Origin of the sequence: Streptomyces sp. BK239, from assembly GCF_004217285.1 — a bacterium.
In the GTDB taxonomy this organism is placed as follows: domain Bacteria; phylum Actinomycetota; class Actinomycetes; order Streptomycetales; family Streptomycetaceae; genus Streptomyces.
In genome coordinates this window covers 304,511-320,411 of sequence record NZ_SHKS01000002.1, presented here as the reverse complement: position 1 = coordinate 320,411, position 15,901 = coordinate 304,511, and the positions used below count along the sequence as shown (strand labels likewise).

The window sequence follows — 15,901 nt, the reverse complement described above, 5'->3', positions numbered from 1 at the left end:
AGACCCCGCAGTGGCTACTCGCTGTGTCTCACTGTGGGCTGGGCGTTCCCCTGAGTTCGCGTCCGGTGACCATCTCGGACTCGATCCGTACGAACATCGACTCCCGCAAGGGCATCCAGGAGCTCGGGCCTGTCTGCGTAAGGCGCTCGTGCTCGGCGGGATCGGTCACCACGGTGGCCCGTCCGGTGACGACCACGCTCCAGCCGGACCGGGTCGCCGCGTCGAACTCGTCCGCTTCGAAGGCGACCACGACACCGTCGATGGCCTGGACGAGATCCGAGGCCGGTGAGGTGCACAGCAGGACGGAGGAGTCCGTGTCCAGGGAGAAGTTGATGGGTAGGACCGCGGGCAGTGCCTGCCGGGTGTAGACCACGCGGCCGACCGGCACCTTGGCCAGCAGGCGCAGGCACTCCGGCCGGTCGAGTGCGCGAAAGCCGTCTGTCTGGAACATCAGTCCATCGTCCCCCGTCGGCGATCGGTGGGGTAGGGCCGACCGGCCCTACCCCACCGTGAACCAGCGGCCGCACGCGGCGGTCTCGGGTACACGGGACCGATGGACGGTCGGGTCCGAACCAGGGGCCTGTCTGGCCCCCCGCAGGGACTGATGGCCCATGCCGCTCGTGAGCCCGGATGCGGACAGTGGTCACGGGACGCCGTTGGGCAGGCAAGGGGCCTGCCCACGCGCTTGCGATCCCGGTGGTGCCGCACCACCATCCAGAGGAAAGGGACGGACAACATGGTCCAGCCGTTGAAGTCGAAGGGCGACAGCTCACCGTCAGGTGCTCCGGTATCCCGCCAGGCGTGGCTGATGCTGGCCCTGGCCACTGTCGGTTTCGCCGTGAACTTCTGGGCGTGGGCGCTGCTGAGCCCGCTCGGCCCGCGGTTCAAGGACAGCCTCGACCTGTCGTCGTTCGAGCAGTCGCTGCTGGTGGCGGTGCCGGTGGTGGTCGGCTCCCTGGGCCGCATCCCGGTGGGCGCCCTGACCGACCGGTTCGGCGGACGCGTGATGTTCCCGATCGTGTCGGCCGTCACCATCGTGCCGGTGCTCTACCTCGGTCTGGGCGGGCACTCCTCCCTTGCCGCCCTGCTGGTCGGCGGATTCTTCCTCGGTATCGGCGGCACAGCCTTCGCCGTCGGCGTGCCCCTCGTCAACGCCTGGTTCCCGCCCGAGCGGCGCGGCCTCGCGATCGGCGTCTTCGGCGCCGGCATGGGCGGCACCGCCATCAGCGCCCTGACCACCGTGAAGCTCGTCGACGCCAACAGCATGGCGACCCCGTTCCTGATCACCGCCGCGATGCTCGCCGTCTACGCCGTGACCGCCGCACTGCTGCTGCGCGACGCGCCCGGCCGCACCGTGCCCACCGAGCCCCTGGCCCGCCGTCTGGCCGCCACCGCGCGCCTCGGCATCACCTGGCAGGCATCCGCGCTGTACGCGGTGGCCTTCGGCGGCTACGTGGCCTTCTCCGTCTACCTGCCCACCTACCTCAAGACCGGCTACGGCCTGACCCAGGCCGACGCCGCAAACCGCATGGCCGGATTCGTGCTGCTGGCGGTGGCGATGCGCCCGGTCGGCGGCTGGCTGTCGGACCGCATGGGCCCGGTCCGGGTGCTGGCCGGATCGCTGGCCGTGGTCGTGGCCGGGGCCGTGGTGCAGTCGTTTACCCTGCCGCTGACCCCGGTGGGCACCATCGCCTTCCTGTCGATGGCCGCCGCACTCGGCGCCGGCAGCGGGGCGACCTTCGCCCTGGTGGCCCTGCGGACCCCAGCCAACCAGGTCGGCTCGGTCACCGGCGTCGTCGGCGCCGCGGGCGGCCTGGGCGGCTTCCTCCCGCCGCTGGTGATGGGCTCGCTCTACGGCGAGTACGGAACCTACGCGGCCGGTCTCGCCCTGCTCGCGATCGTGGCCGCCGCAGCGCTGGCCTTCACCCTCACCGGTGTCCGCTCTGCCGTCCAAGGCGACGACCGGGCTCCGCGTGCCGGCCACGGACGCCGGCACCGCGCCGCACAGACCACCGTGTGACACCAGCAGCCGAGAACCACAGACCGAACAGGAAGGGAGAGGCAGCGGTGTGCGAATACTGCGGCTGCCAGGCGCTGGAGACCATCGACGAGCTGACCCAGGAACACGACAGGGTCGTGACCCTCATCAGCCACATACGCGACGCCCGGCGTGACGGCGCGATCGCCCGGATGGCCGAACTCGCCCGCGAGATCACCTCCGTGCTCGGCCCACACACCCGCGTGGAGGAGCACGGACTGTTCCCGGCCCTGGCCGGGGAGTTCCCCGAACAGATCGCCGCGCTGGAGGACGAGCACCGCCGGATCGAAGCGGTGCTGGCTGAGGCGGACGGACCGTTCCTGACCGACCCCACCTGGCCGGACCGGCTCATCGAGACCCTCGCTCTGCTGCGCGAGCACATACTCAAGGAACAGGACGGCGTCTTCCCGGCCGCGCTCGCCAACCTCGACACCGAGCAGTGGGAAGCAGTCGAGAAGGTTCGCGCAGAGGCAGGCAGGGCTTTGTCCCGGCCGGCTGCCTGACCGCTCACTCGCGGCCCACCGCCAGACAGATCCGGCGGTGGGCCGCCTGTGCACCGCACTATCGGCACGGCCGGGCTGCCCGTTGGTTCGCATCTCCCGGCATAGTGCTGCGGAGCCCGGGTGACCGCTTCGTACGCAGACGATCTCCACGTGCCCTGTTTTGCGTAGGTGTGGTGCGGCTGTTGACCTTTCGGGGGAATGCGGTCGTAGAGTCGTGTGCGGCCAGACTCGATCACGACTCGAACGGGCCAGCACGCCCGGGACGGAGTGGCACGGTGGGCACGGAAACCAGCCAGGCACGGGCGGGCATGGACGGCGAGCTGGCGGAGGCGCTGGTGCGCAGCCGCCGGTTCTTCACCCGGGCTGAGGTCTCTGAGGATCTGCGCACGCTGCACCGAAAGGGCGGGCGCCAGGCGGACGAGTTTTACCGTGACCGCTGGTCGCATGACAAGGTGGTGCGCTCCACCCACCGCCGAGCGCAAAGTCCGGTTTCAACGTGCCGGTGATCATGGTGACCGTGAGGCCGACCAATGCGACCGCCGAGCGGCAGCGGCAGCGGCTGCACGATCAGGCCGAGCACGGTGCCGGTGAAAATGGCCAGGACCGCCCAGCCGCCGGACTTGATCCCGTCCGGTTGCGGCAGCGCGTACACGATCAGGCCGACCGCCACCGGAGTGATCCACTTCATCGCCGCCCAGACGTCGTGGCGCCCCGACCGTGACGGCCCTTGCTGCGGCCGCGTACTTCCACCGCCCTGCGACGTTCCGTCGGCGCGGGCTTCCACCGTGTTGAAGAATTTCGTCTCCCACACCCTGTGCAGGGCTCGACCCCGCTCCGACGCGCTGAGGCGAAGGCGGGGCGAGTCCCCTCCACGAGCGGAGACGGGAGCGCTGCAGGGATCGGGCGTTCGGCCTCAACTGCTGGGCCCAACGGCCCGAAGGCTCCTCAAGAGACGGCGATTCACAGGGATCAGGCTTCCGGCTGTACGGAGAGGGGCACCGTCCATTCCACGATGGTGCCGGTGGGCTCGTTCGGCTCGAGAGTGAAGCTGCCCCCGAGGTCGGTGGCGCGCCGGCGGAGGTTGTCCAGGCCGCTGCGGCGGGCGACGGCCGGGTCGACGCCCGTGCCGTTGTCGGCGACGCGCAGGTGGAGCCGAGTGCCGTCCGTCTCGGCCGTGACCTCGACGGCGGTGGCGTGTGCGTGCCGGGCGGTGTTCGAAAGCGTCTCGCGCAGCACCGCCAGCAGGTGCTCGGCATGGTCGGCGGGCACGACGGTGTCCAGCAGACCGGTCATGCGCAGGGCGGGGGTGAACCCGAGTACGGCGGCGGCCTGGTCCGTCTCGGCCAGCAGCCTCCCGCGCAGACCGCCGCGGCTGTCGGCACGGTCGCGCTCGCGCAGTGCGTAGATCGTGCCTCGCACGGTCTTGATGGTGTCGTCGAGGTCGTCCACCACTCGCTGGACCCGCTCGGCCACCTGGGGCCGGTCGGAGATGCGGCCGAGCACCGAGTTCAGAGTGAGCCCGGAGGCGAACAGGCGCTGGATGGCCAGGTCGTGCAGGTCGCGGGCGATGCGGTCGCGGTCGGTCAGGACCAGCAGGTGGTCGGCCTCGCGCCGGTGTTCGGCGATCTCCAGGGCCAGTGCGGCCTGGTCGGCGAAACTGCTGATCATGGCCATGGTGGCCTCGGAGAACTCTCTGCCGCCATGCAGGTTGGCGACCTGCAAAACCCCGCGCACGTGCTCGCCGCCGCCCAGGGGAAGCAGGAATCCGGGCCCCAGGCCGATCTTGGCCGCGGAGCCGCCCCCGGCCTGCGGTTCGTCGGACAGCGCACTGCTGGTGATCCGCTCGTTGGATTGGTAGACCTTCGCGGCCAGCGTGGTGGCCGGCAGTACCAGCCCTTGGACCTGCTCGGCACCTTCACCGTCGGCGGCGTCGATCACCAGCTCGTCGCCGCCGTCGAACGGCACCGCCAGCGTCACCAGGTCCGCTCCGGACAGAGCCCTGACGGTCGAGGCGACCTTGTACAGCACCTGGTCCGGGTCGGTGCCCGACAGCAGGCTGCGGGTCAGGTCGCTGCTCGCCGCCAGCCACTGCTCCCGGCGGCGGGAGTCCTCGTACAGGCGGGCGTTGTCGATCGCGACGCCGGCCGCGGCCGCCAGCGTGCGCAGTACCGCCTCGTCATCGTCGTCGAACTCCGCCCCGCCGCGCTTGTCGGTCAGGTACAGGTTGCCGAAGACCTGGTCGCGCACGCGCACCGGCGCCCCCAGGAACGTGGTCATCGGCGGATGCCCGGCGGGGAAGCCGACGGAGTCGTGATGGCGGCCCAGGTCGGCCAGGCGCAGCGGCTCCGGTTCGCGGATCAGCAGCCCGAGGATGCCCTTGCCCTCGGGATAGTGCCCGATCTCCTCGATGGTGCTCTCGTCCATGCCGACCGTGATGAACTGCCGGATCTTCCCCTCTTCGCCGAGCACTCCCAGGGCCCCGTACTGGGCGTCCACCAGGGTTACGGCGGACTCGGTGATCCGGCGCAGCACCACGTCGAGATCCAGATCGGTGCCGATGGAGAGGACCGCGTCCAGCAGCGTGTGCACCCGGTCCCGGGTCGCGCGGACCTGTTCGACCTGTGCTTGCAGGCCCTCCAGCAGCTCGTCCAGCCGCAACTGGGGCGCCGCCGGACCGCCCTTCCGCCCCTGCGCCGGACTCTCCGCCATTCCTGCTCCCTCCAGAAAGGTGCCTCCCAGCACCCTCCCCATCATGCCCGAACGGCCCTGCCAGACATGCGAACGCATGTGTCACATGGGGCAAGATCGCGGTGCCGTTACCGTCGTCCCACCACATCGTTGGCACAATGCCCCCGGTGTCGTTCGGGGCCCGTGTTGTCATGGCAGACTCCTGGAGCCCCAAGGCACCGGGGGACGGCCAGAGCCGCAGCCCATTCTCGTGCGCGCCCTGGCACTCGGGGTTGCGGATGGCGAACCTTGTCCCCAGCCCGCGACCGGGTGGTCAGTGCTGAAGTGGACGAGGAACGCTGCTCTCAGTGATCAGTTCGATGGCTAGGCGATCGTACTTGAGGGCTCCGAGGGCATAGCCGATCGCCTCCAGATGGCAGTGCGCACCGGAGCCGAGCGCGAACATGGAGTATGGCAGCGCGGGCGTCACGGCCGTCCGCGCAGCGAAGTCGGCGTAGATCGAGACACAGCTCGCTGTAGTCCTGGTCGGAACATGAGGTGGTGCCGGACCGGAAGCTCTGCAACGCGAATAGCGGCGTGACGGTCGCGCCGAGTCTTGCAGACACAGAGGCCGATGTGCAGAGCGGCGCGAACGGGACAGCCGGTGTGGCGCCCCCGCTCGGCTGTCCGTCAATGCCGGTCACGGGTGGACGAGGAGTCAACGCGTCGTTACCCGTACAGAGCAGGTTCACTACCGGTTCGGACGAAGTCTTCCGTAGCGGTCGGGTTATGCGGTTGTGCTCGAGACAGTGGAGCCGAGCCCGTCCTGCGTGAACAGCTGTCCAGCTTGGGCAACCGCGAGCTGTTCCGCACCTGCGCGCGCCTCGGCCCACCCGACGGTGGGGGAGACGAGGACGCGGTGGCCCAGGCCACCCACTTGACGTTGCGCATGCTCGCCGAGCGCATCGAGCAGCTCACCGGGCAGATCGATGAGCTGAACCAGCGCGTGACCCGGCTCGTCGAACGCCACGCCCCACAGCTACTCGAACAGGTGGGCATCGGCCCGGACAGCGCCGTCACTCTCCTGATCACCATCGGAGACAACCCCGAGCGACTGAACACCGAGGCGTCCTTTGCTGCCCTTTGCGGAGTCAGCCCCATCGAGTACCCCCCGGGCCGGCGGAGCACGCGCCGGCTCAACCACGGCGGCGACCGCCAGGCCAACGCCGCCCAGCACCGCATCGTCTTCACCCGCCTGCGCCAAGACCCGCGCACCCAGGCGTACCACGAACGCCGCACCCAGGAGGGCAAGGCCCCACGTGAGATCATCCGATGCCTCAAGCGATATGCCGCCCGCGAGGTCTTCAACTTGGTCAGACCGGTTGTCCACGCCCCTGCGTTATAGGGGCGTCCGTGAGACGTGAGAAGGTCTGGGGCGTGAGTGAGACACCCCCGAACACCCTGCAATACCGCTTTGACGGGCCAGAAGACGCTCCGGTCCTGATCCTGGGTCCCTCACTGGGCACCACATGGCACATGTGGGACCGGCAGGTCCCCGAGCTGGCGCGGCAGTGGCGGATCTTCCGTTACGACCTGCCCGGACACGGCGGCGCCCCCGCTTACCCCGCGGGCTCCGTCGCCGACCTCGCCGCGCGGCTGCTCGCCACGCTCGACGCGCTCGGCGTGCAGCGCTTCGGCTACGCCGGCTGCGCGCTCGGCGGCGCGGTCGGCGTCGAGCTGGCGCTGCGCCACCCCGAACGCGTCGCCTCGCTCGCCCTGATCGCCGCCTCCCCGCGGTTCGGCACGGCGGACGAGTTCCGGCAGCGCGGCGTGATCGTGCGGACCAACGGCCTCGACCCCATCGCCCGCAGCTCACCCGACCGCTGGTTCACCAGCGGCTTCGCCGCCGCGCAGCCCGCCATCACCGACTGGGCGGTGCAGATGGTGCGCACCACCGACCCCGGCTGCTACATCGGCGCCTGCGAGGCGCTCGCCGCGTTCGACGTGCGCGCCGAACTCGGGCTCGTCGGCGTGCCGACGCTGGTCCTCGTCGGCTCCGACGACCAGGTCACCGGCCCCGCCGAGGCGCGCACCCTGGTCGCCGGCATCCCGGACGCCCGCCTCGCCGTCGTACCCGGCGCCTCGCACCTGGTGCCGGTGGAGCAGCCGGCGGCCGTCACCGACCTGCTGGTGCGGCACTTCTCCACCGCCTGGCAGCCCACCCACGACCACAGCACCGGCCAGACCGCCGTCCCCGGCGTCTCCCTCAAGCCGGCCGGCGCCACGCCCCCGCCGGCGACCGCCCCCGTCGCCGAGATCGCGCCCGCCGGCCTCGTCGAGCCGCCGCAGGTCATGAGCCGCCCCGACCCCTACGACGCGGGACTGAAGGTGCGCCGGGAGGTGCTCGGCGACGCCCACGTCGACCGGGCGCTGTCGCAGGCCGACGACTTCTCCGGCGACTTCCAGGACTTCGTCACCCGCTACGCCTGGGGTGAGATCTGGGACCGGCCCGGCCTCGACCGGCGCTCCCGCTCCTGCGTCACCCTCACCGCGCTCGTCGCCGGCGGCCACCTGGAGGAGCTCGCGTTCCACACCCGTGCCGCCCTGCGCAACGGCCTCACCCCCGACGAGATCAAGGAAGTTCTGCTCCAGGCCGCCGTGTACTGCGGCGTACCGGCGGCGAACAGCGCCTTCCGGGTGGCCCAGCAGGTCATCCAGGAGGAGACCACGCCCACCGAGTGAGCGTCGTTCCCCGCGCCCCGGAAGGCAGGATGGAGGACATGACGACCACGAAGCTCACGAAGAAGTCGCACGCCTGCGTCCGTCTGGAGAAGGAGGGGCGCACGCTCGTCCTGGACCCGGGCGGGTTCAGCGAGCCCGACGCGGCCGAGGGCGCCGACGCGATCCTGGTCACGCACGAGCACCCCGACCACTTCGACGAGGGGCGGCTGCGGGCCGCGCTGGACGCCGACCCGGGCACCGAACTGTGGACGCTGCGCTCGGTCGCGGAGCGGCTCTCCGCCGCCTACCCGGGCCGCGTCCACACCGTCGGCCACGGCGACGCCTTCACCGCCGCGGGGTTCGACGTCCAGGTCCACGGCGAACTGCACGCCGTCATCCACCCCGACCTGCCGCGCATCACCAACGTCGGCTATCTGATCGACGGCGGCCGCGTCTTCCACCCCGGCGACGCGCTCACCGTCCCCGGCACCGCCGTGGAGACGCTGATGCTCCCCGTCATGGCCCCCTGGAGCAAGATCTCCGAAGTCATCGACTACGTCCGCGAGGTGAAGCCGCAGCGCGCCTACGACATCCACGACGCGCTCCTCACCGACCTCGCCCGTCCCATCTACGACAACCAGATCGGGGCCCTCGGCGGCGCGGAGCACCGGCGGCTGGCGCCGGGGGAGAGCACGTCTCTGTGAGTGTCAGTGCCGCCCGGTAGGTTGTGAGGCATGCGCATCGCGACCTGGAACGTCAACTCGATCACCGCCCGCCTTCCGAGGCTCCTGGCCTGGCTGGAGAGCAGCGGCACGGACGTGCTGTGCCTCCAGGAGGCCAAGGTCGCCGAGGAGCAGTTCCCGTTCGACCAGCTGCGCGAGCTGGGCTACGAGGCGGCGGTGCACGCCACCGGCCGGTGGAACGGCGTGGCGGTGATCTCCCGGGCCGGCCTGGAGGACGTCGTCAAGGGCCTGCCCGGCGACCCGGGCTACGAGGGCGCTTTCGAGCCCCGCGCGATCTCCGCGACCTGCGGCCCGGTCCGCGTCTGGTCGGTGTACGTGCCCAACGGCCGCGAGGTTGACCACCCGCACTACGCCTACAAGCTCCAGTGGTTCGAGGCACTCAAGGCCGCGACCGCCGGGGACGCGGGCGGCGGCCGCCCCTTCGCCGTGCTGGGCGACTACAACGTGGCGCCGACCGACGACGACGTCTTCGACCCGGCTGCCTTCGAGGGCTCCACGCACGTCACGCCCGCCGAGCGCGCCGCCCTCGCCGCGCTGCGCGAGTCCGGCCTGTCCGACGTCGTCCCGCGCCCCCTGAAGTACGAGCACCCGTTCACGTACTGGGACTACCGCCAGCTCTGCTTCCCCAAGAACCGGGGCATGCGCATCGACCTGGTCTACGGCAACGAGCCGTTCGCCAAGGCCGTGAAGGACGCCTACGTCGACCGCGAGGAGCGCAAGGGCAAGGGCGCCTCGGACCACGCGCCGGTCGTCGTCGACCTGGAGGTGTGAGCGGAGCGGCGGCGCGCGGCGACGGGGGGCCGGCCCGGCCCGGTCGCCCGCGCGCCCCTATGGTGCGCACATCGGTGTGAATGTCACTCTGAGGCCATGAACATCCCGTTCCTGGGCATCAGGCGCAAGAAGCAGGGTGAGACGACGCCGGCGGCCGACCCCGAGGGGATCGCCGAACTGCTCTCCGAATGCGACCTGCTGCGCTCCCTGGCCGCCCGGGAAGGCGTCCTCCTCGACGACTCCGCGCGCTCCCTGGAGGCCCTTGACCAGTTGGTGCCGCGCTGGCGCGACGACGAGGAGATCCTCCCGTGGCTCGGCAACGACGCAGGGCTCTACCTCGGCACGGTGACCGTGCGGACCGTCCCCGGCGCGCAGTGGCAGGTCTGGCCGGGCGGCCGCCCCCTCGTACGGCTGGCGTCCGGCCGTGAGTTCGACGTCGTGGCGGCCGGCCACGAATGGGCGGCGAACGGCGTCCCCGAACTGTCCCAGCTCTACGGCGAGGTGGCGGAGGCCTGACGGCCTCAGCAGCCGGGCCCCTCCCGCGAGCGCCTCCGCGGCCCCGCCGCTCACCGCGAGTCGGCAGGTGAACTCGCCCTGTGACCACGGGCGGTGATTCGGCGTCGCGGGCCACCGATCGGCTCCGAGCGTGCCCGCCGACTCCGTCGTCTCGACTACGATGTGTCGTTCATCCGGTCCGCGAGGACCCAGAGGCAGCAGTCCAGCCAGAGAGCTCCACCCGCCCGGCCACGGTCGGCGATCACTGCTCGCGCGGCGGAACCGGCCCGTTCCACGGGTCGCCCGCCGGTGAGGAGAAGGTCAGCCGTGCGCCGGACGGGTTGTGCTCGCCGGGCAGCGGGCTGATCGTGCCGACGACGGGTCAGGCCGGACCGGGCGGGCGTCAGGACGCGCGGTGGGAGGGGCGGGCCGCGGTCGCCTGAGCGGGCAGCGGCGCCCGCGCCGCCCGCGTCACGTCCGCCACCTCCTCCACCACGTCAGGACCGTAGGCGTGTGAGTTGACGACCTTCAGCAGCAGCACGAAGGAGCTGTTGCCGTGCTTGCGCCGCAGGCGCTCGTGATGGCGGGCGAGATAGCGGGTCGCGGCCTGGTTGGTGATGGCCGTCTGGCCGCAGAAGAGGAAGACGGGCCGGTTGTGCGGGCTCGCCTCGACGGTGAGCCGCGCGAGGAGCACGTACTCCGTGATACCCGCCTCCAGCCGGTACCGTTCGGCGCCGATCTGCAACGCCCCCCGGTCGGGCGTGGGTTCGGCGTCGACGTTCATCCGCACGCCCGGCAGCAACGAGGCGAGGTGAGCCGTCATCCGCCGATTCGACGCCGGCCCGCCGACGCAGAACTCGGTGCGTTCACCGAAACCCTGCCGTGCCACATCGTGCGCGACGACCTGCGCCTGGGCGCCACAGTCCTTGATCAGCGCGGCCAGTTCGAGCAGCGCGAACACGTCGTAGCGCATCACCGCGAGCTCGGGGCCGGCCGCGCCCCGGTTCACCACGAGCAGCGACTCCGAGTTGTCCGGCAGCCCGAAGAACGCCTGCTTGCGCCGGAGCCGGCGCTTCCACAGGTAGGTGCGGGCCACCCAGCCGAGCGCGGCACTGATGCCGGCCGCGACCACGCCCAGGACGATGTTGCGCACGTCGTCGTTCATGGGCGCGCATGCTAGCGGGCGAACGTTCCTGTGGCGTACCCGTGTTCGAGGTGTGGCAGCCGTATGACAGTGCGCCGAGGCGGGCTGTCGGGGCCGCTCGAATGTGGTTACGCTGCGCGGACGTTCCCGGACTGGAGGTACGGATGCGTCGCCCTGTCGCGCGGAAACTGTCGGTCCTGGCGGTTTCGGCCGCCGTCGTCTCGGTGGGAGCCACGGCCCCACCCGCCGCCGCGAGAACGGCCGTTGCCAAGACCCCGGTCGCGGTCGGCTACGGCGGCGCGGTGGCCAGCGTCGACGCCGACGCCTCCGCGGCCGGCATCGAGGTGCTGAGGAGCGGCGGCAACGCCGTCGACGCGGCCGTCGCCACCGCCGCCGCCCTCGGCGTCACCGAGCCCTACTCCGCCGGCATCGGCGGGGGCGGCTACTTCGTCTACTACGACGCCAAGTCCCGTACCGTGCGCACCATCGACGGACGCGAGACCGCCCCGCGGACCGCCGACGCGAACCTCTTCCAGGAGAACGGCAAACCGATCGCCTTCACCGACGCCGTCAGCAGCGGCCTCGCGGTCGGCACCCCGGGAACGCCCGCCACCTGGGCGAGCGCCCTCGACAAGTGGGGCAGCAGAAAGCTCGGCACGCTGCTGAAGCCCGCCGAACGGCTGGCGCGCGACGGCTTCACCGTCGACGACACCTTCCGCAGCCAGACCGCGGCCAACGAGACCCGCTTCCGCTACTTCCCGGACACCGCCCGGCTGTTCCTGCCCGGCGGACGGCTCCCCGCCGTCGGCTCGACCTTCAAGAACCCCGACCTCGCCCGCACCTACAAGGAGTTGGGCAAGAAGGGGGTCCGCGCGCTCTACCGGGGCGACATCGCCGACGACATCGTCGACACCGTCAACCACCCGCCCGTCGACCCGGCCTCGGGCTGGAACGCCCGCCCGGGCAAGCTGTCGGCGAAGGACCTCGCCGGCTACCGCACCCGGCTCCAGGCGCCGACCAGGACGTCCTACCGCGGTCTGGGCGTCTACTCCATCGCGCCCTCCTCCTCCGGCGGCACCACCGTGGGCGAGGCGCTGAACATCCTGGAGCGCACCGCCTTGTCCAAGGCGACCCAGGCCCAGTACCTGCACCGCTACATCGAGGCCAGCCGCATCGCCTTCGCCGACCGCGGACGCTGGGTCGGCGACCCCGCCTTCGAGGACGTGCCGACGAAGGAACTGCTCTCGCAGAAGTACGCGGACTCACGCGGCTGCCTCATCAAGGACGACGCCGTCCTCACCAGCCCTCTCGCTCCCGGCAACCCCCGTCACCCCGTGCCCTGCGGTGCCGGCGGCACGGCCGCGCCGACCACGTACGAGGGCGAGAACACCACGCACCTGACGGTGGCCGACAAGTGGGGCAACGTCGTCGCCTACACGCTCACCATCGAGCAGACCGGCGGCAGCGGCATCACCGTCCCCGGCCGCGGCTTCCTCCTCAACAACGAGCTGACCGACTTCTCCTTCGCCCCGGCCAACCCGGCCGTGCACGACCCGAACCTGCCGGGGCCGGGCAAGCGGCCGCGCTCCTCGATCTCGCCGACGATCGTCCTCGACCGGCACGGCAAGCCCGTCGTGGCGCTCGGCTCGCCCGGCGGCGCGACCATCATCACCACCGTGCTGCAGACCCTCACCGGCTTCCTCGACCGGAAGCTGCCGCTCGTGGACGCCATCGCCGCGCCCCGCGCCAGCCAGCGCAACGCCGCCCAGACCGAACTCGAACCCGGCCTGTACGGAAGCGACGTGGCCAGGCAGTTGGAGGCCCTCGGCCACTCCTTCCGGCTCAACCCCGAGATCGGCGCCGCCACCGGCGTCCAGCGGCTGCCCGATGGCAAGTGGCTGGCAGCCGCCGAGAAGACACGGCGGGGCGGCGGATCGGCGCAGGTGGTGCGCCCGGCGTCATAGCTCCGCGGCGGGGACGGGCGGCGCGGTGCGGAACGCGAGCCGTCCGTCCTCGACCTCCACCGTCAGCCGGTCGCCCTCCTCGACCTGCCCGTCGAGCAGCAGCCGCGACAGCCGGTTGTCGACCTCGCGCTGGATGGTGCGGCGCAGCGGCCGGGCGCCGTACTCCGGCTGGTACCCACGCTCGGCCAGCCAGTCGACGGCCGCGTCGCTGAACTCGACCGCGATGTCCTGGGCGGTGAGCAGCCGACGGGTCCCGTCCAGCAACAGGTCGGTGATCCGGCGCAGTTGCTCACCGGTCAGCTGACGGAAGACGACGATCTCGTCGATGCGGTTGAGGAACTCGGGCCGGAAGTGCTCACGCAGCGGCCGCAGGATCCGCTCCTGCCGCGCCTCCTCGTCGGCGTCCGCGCCGCCCGGCCCGAAGCCGATGCCCCCGCCGCGGGTGATCGCCTCCGAGCCCAGGTTGCTCGTCATCACGATGACCGTGTTGGTGAAGTCGACCGTGCGGCCCTGGGAGTCGGTGAGCCGGCCGTCGTCGAGGACCTGGAGCAGGATGTTGAAGACGTCGGGATGCGCCTTCTCCACCTCGTCGAGCAGCAGCAGCGAGTACGGGTGCCTGCGCACCGCCTCGGTGAGCTGCCCGGCCTCCTCGTGGCCGACGTAGCCGGGCGGGGCGCCCACCAGCCGGCTCACGGTGTGCCGCTCCTGGTACTCGCTCATGTCCAGGCGGACCATCCGCTCCTCGCTGCCGAACAACTGCTCCGCGAGCGCGCGCGCCAGTTCCGTCTTGCCGACGCCGGTCGGGCCGAGGAAGAGGAAGCTGCCGATCGGCCGGTCCGGGCTCGACAGCCCCGCACGCGAGCGCAGCACCGCGTCCGCGACGACCCTTACGGCCTCGTCCTGGCCGACGACCCGCTCGTGCAGATGCTCCTCCAGGCCCAGCAGCCGGTCCTTCTCCTCCTGGGTGAGGCTGGCCACGGGGATCCCCGTCTGCCGCGACACCACCTCGGCGATCGCCTCGGCGGTGACCTCCAGGTGCTGACCCTCGTCGACCTCGTCGCTGTGCGCGGCGTCCAGGATCCGCTGTTTCAACTCGACGATACGGTCCCGCAGTTGCGTCGCCTGCTCGTACTGCTCGTCGGCGACCGCCTGGTCCTTGTCCCGGGCCAGCTGCTCCACCTCGCGCTCCATCGCGCGCACGTCGGTGCCCTTGGTGCGCGCCCCCAGCCGCACCCGCGCTCCGGCCTGGTCGATCAGGTCGATGGCCTTGTCGGGCAGCCGCCGGTCGGTCAGGTACCGGTCGGACAGCTCCACCGCCGCCGTCAGCGCCTCGTCGGTGTAGCGGACCTGGTGGTGGGCCTCGTAGCGGTCGCGCAGGCCGCGCAGGATCTCGATCGCGTCTGCGACCGACGGTTCGGGCACCAGGATCGGCTGGAACCGCCGGGCCAGCGCCGCGTCCTTCTCGATCCGCCGGTACTCCTCCAGCGTCGTCGCGCCGACGATGTGCAGCTCGCCGCGGGCCAGGGCCGGCTTGAGGATGTTCCCGGCGTCCATCGAGCCGCCCTCGCCGCCCCCGCCGGCGCCGACGACCGTGTGCAGTTCGTCGATGAAGACGATCAACTGGTCGGAGTGGGCGCGGATCTCGCCGACGATGTTGTTGAGGCGTTCCTCGAAGTCGCCGCGGTAGCGGGTGCCGGCGACCACGCCGGGCAGGTCCAGGGCGACGACGCGGCGGCCGCTGAGCACGTCCGGCACGTCGCCGTCGGCGATGCGCTGCGCGAGGCCCTCCACGACGGCCGTCTTGCCGACGCCGGCGTCCCCGATGAGTACCGGGTTGTTCTTGCCGCGCCGGGAGAGCACCTCGATGGTCTGCTCGATCTCCTCTTCCCGCCCGATCACCGGGTCGACGCGGCCCTCGCGGGCCAGCTCGGTGAGATCGCGGCCGTACTTGTCGAGGGTGGGCGTCTCGGTGGGCCACGGCCGCTCCGGGCGCGGCTGCGCGGCGTCCGGCGGTTCGGGCCGGGGGCCGCCCGCCGCCGGCGCGAAGCGGGCCGCGTTCAGGATGTGCCCGGCCGCGGAGTCCGGGTTCGCCGCGAGGGCGCTGAGCACGTGCTCCGGGCCGATGTACCCGGCGCCACGCGAGCGGGCCAGGTCATGGGCGTCCAGCAGGGCGCGCTTGGCGGCCGGGGTGAGCGACAGCGAGGTCGGCGGCGGCACCTCGCCCGGCGGGTGCTGGGCGGGGCCCGAGCGCTCGTCTATCTCCGTCGCGAGCGAGTCGGGGTCCGCGCCGGCCCGGCTGAGCAGCGTACGGGTCGGCTCCGCGGAGAGAGCCGCGCGCAGGAGGTGCTCGGTGTCCAGGTCACGGCTGCCGTGTTCGGCGGCGTACTGCGCCGCGCCGCGGACCAGCTCCCTGGCCGGCTGGCTCAGGAGCTGACCGATGTTGATCTGGCGAGGGCCGGGGCGGGACCCGCCGAAGAAGCGGGCCAGGAACTCACCGAAGGGGTCGCCGTAGCCCTCCGGGCTGGTGAAGCCGCTGGTCATGGCGTTCCGTTCGATCGACGTGCGGTTGCCGGTGCGGACGGGTGCCCATGCCGTGCGGCGCTACACCCGAGGAGCCGCTGAGACCACCGACTCCACCTTGTCACGCCCGAGAACCCCCGGCACGTCGTGACGTCGACCGTCTCAGGAACGCCCCGGAAGCCCCCCAAGGGGCGCGGGGAACTGCGCGACCAGCCACAACGGCGGGACAGCCGACCACCGCACACCGACAACCGGTGCCGTCTCAGGAACAGCCCGGCAGCACCCCCAGGGGCGCGGGGAACTGCGCGACCGGCCCCGACGGCGGGACAGCCGAC

Annotated in this window: 13 protein-coding genes; 8 read left to right on the top strand and 5 right to left on the bottom strand. The window is 71.6% G+C overall.

The genetic code is table 11. From position 1 onward, the window contains the following. Nucleotides 1-28: 28 nt before the first annotated feature. Entirely contained in the window at nucleotides 29-451 is a 423-nt protein-coding gene (locus EV567_RS07295; RefSeq protein WP_130437830.1) for a pyridoxamine 5'-phosphate oxidase family protein, read from the bottom strand. 357 nt (nucleotides 452-808) lie between these two features. Between EV567_RS07295 and EV567_RS07290 the strand changes: the two genes are divergently transcribed. Beyond that, nucleotides 809-2,020: a NarK/NasA family nitrate transporter gene (locus EV567_RS07290; protein WP_207228721.1), complete on the top strand. Its 1,212-nt coding sequence runs from the start codon at nucleotides 809-811 to the stop codon at nucleotides 2,018-2,020. A 47-nt stretch (nucleotides 2,021-2,067) separates the two neighbouring features. After that, a complete protein-coding gene (locus tag EV567_RS07285) occupies nucleotides 2,068-2,541 on the top strand; it encodes a hemerythrin domain-containing protein (protein WP_130437828.1) in 474 nt (157 codons plus the stop codon). 424 nt (nucleotides 2,542-2,965) lie between these two features. Here the strand turns inward: EV567_RS07285 and EV567_RS07280 are convergent, their stop codons facing one another. Beyond that, nucleotides 2,966-3,229: an anion permease gene (locus EV567_RS07280; protein ID WP_407071575.1), complete on the bottom strand. Its 264-nt coding sequence runs from the start codon at nucleotides 3,227-3,229 to the stop codon at nucleotides 2,966-2,968. Nucleotides 3,230-3,510: 281 nt separating this feature from the next. Continuing rightward, nucleotides 3,511-5,250: a GAF domain-containing protein gene (locus tag EV567_RS07275; protein ID WP_165430322.1), complete on the bottom strand. Its 1,740-nt coding sequence runs from the start codon at nucleotides 5,248-5,250 to the stop codon at nucleotides 3,511-3,513. Between the two features lie 877 nt (nucleotides 5,251-6,127). Here EV567_RS07275 and EV567_RS07270 point away from each other — a divergent pair. The 5 genes from EV567_RS07270 to EV567_RS07250 all read left to right on the top strand — a co-directional run bounded on the left by EV567_RS07270 (nucleotide 6,128) and on the right by EV567_RS07250 (nucleotide 9,959). Then, on the top strand, nucleotides 6,128-6,613 hold the full coding sequence (locus tag EV567_RS07270) for a transposase (RefSeq protein ID WP_242620711.1): 486 nt from the start codon (nucleotides 6,128-6,130) through the stop codon (nucleotides 6,611-6,613). Nucleotides 6,614-6,645: 32 nt separating this feature from the next. Then, nucleotides 6,646-7,950, top strand: a complete 1,305-nt coding sequence (gene pcaC / locus EV567_RS07265; RefSeq protein ID WP_130437827.1) for a 4-carboxymuconolactone decarboxylase — start codon at nucleotides 6,646-6,648, stop codon at nucleotides 7,948-7,950. A 38-nt stretch (nucleotides 7,951-7,988) separates the two neighbouring features. Then, nucleotides 7,989-8,633: an MBL fold metallo-hydrolase gene (locus EV567_RS07260; protein WP_130437826.1), complete on the top strand. Its 645-nt coding sequence runs from the start codon at nucleotides 7,989-7,991 to the stop codon at nucleotides 8,631-8,633. A 30-nt stretch (nucleotides 8,634-8,663) separates the two neighbouring features. Then, complete coding sequence (locus EV567_RS07255) at nucleotides 8,664-9,443, top strand: exodeoxyribonuclease III (protein WP_130437825.1); 780 nt, start codon at nucleotides 8,664-8,666, stop codon at nucleotides 9,441-9,443. Between the two features lie 96 nt (nucleotides 9,444-9,539). Then, nucleotides 9,540-9,959, top strand: a complete 420-nt coding sequence (locus EV567_RS07250) for a DUF6278 family protein (RefSeq protein WP_130437824.1) — start codon at nucleotides 9,540-9,542, stop codon at nucleotides 9,957-9,959. Between the two features lie 382 nt (nucleotides 9,960-10,341). Here EV567_RS07250 and EV567_RS07245 read toward each other — a convergent pair whose 3' ends face one another. Beyond that, nucleotides 10,342-11,103, bottom strand: coding sequence for a hypothetical protein (locus EV567_RS07245; protein ID WP_207228700.1), 762 nt, complete (start codon nucleotides 11,101-11,103; stop codon nucleotides 10,342-10,344). Nucleotides 11,104-11,246: 143 nt separating this feature from the next. On the opposite strand from EV567_RS07245, the gene ggt reads away from it, so the two are divergent. Continuing rightward, nucleotides 11,247-13,046: a gamma-glutamyltransferase gene (ggt, locus tag EV567_RS07240; protein ID WP_130437823.1), complete on the top strand. Its 1,800-nt coding sequence runs from the start codon at nucleotides 11,247-11,249 to the stop codon at nucleotides 13,044-13,046. Here ggt and EV567_RS07235 read toward each other — a convergent pair. Next, complete coding sequence (locus EV567_RS07235; protein WP_130437822.1) at nucleotides 13,041-15,587, bottom strand: ATP-dependent Clp protease ATP-binding subunit; 2,547 nt, start codon at nucleotides 15,585-15,587, stop codon at nucleotides 13,041-13,043. The genes ggt and EV567_RS07235 overlap by 6 nt on opposite strands. Nucleotides 15,588-15,901 lie beyond the last annotated feature (314 nt).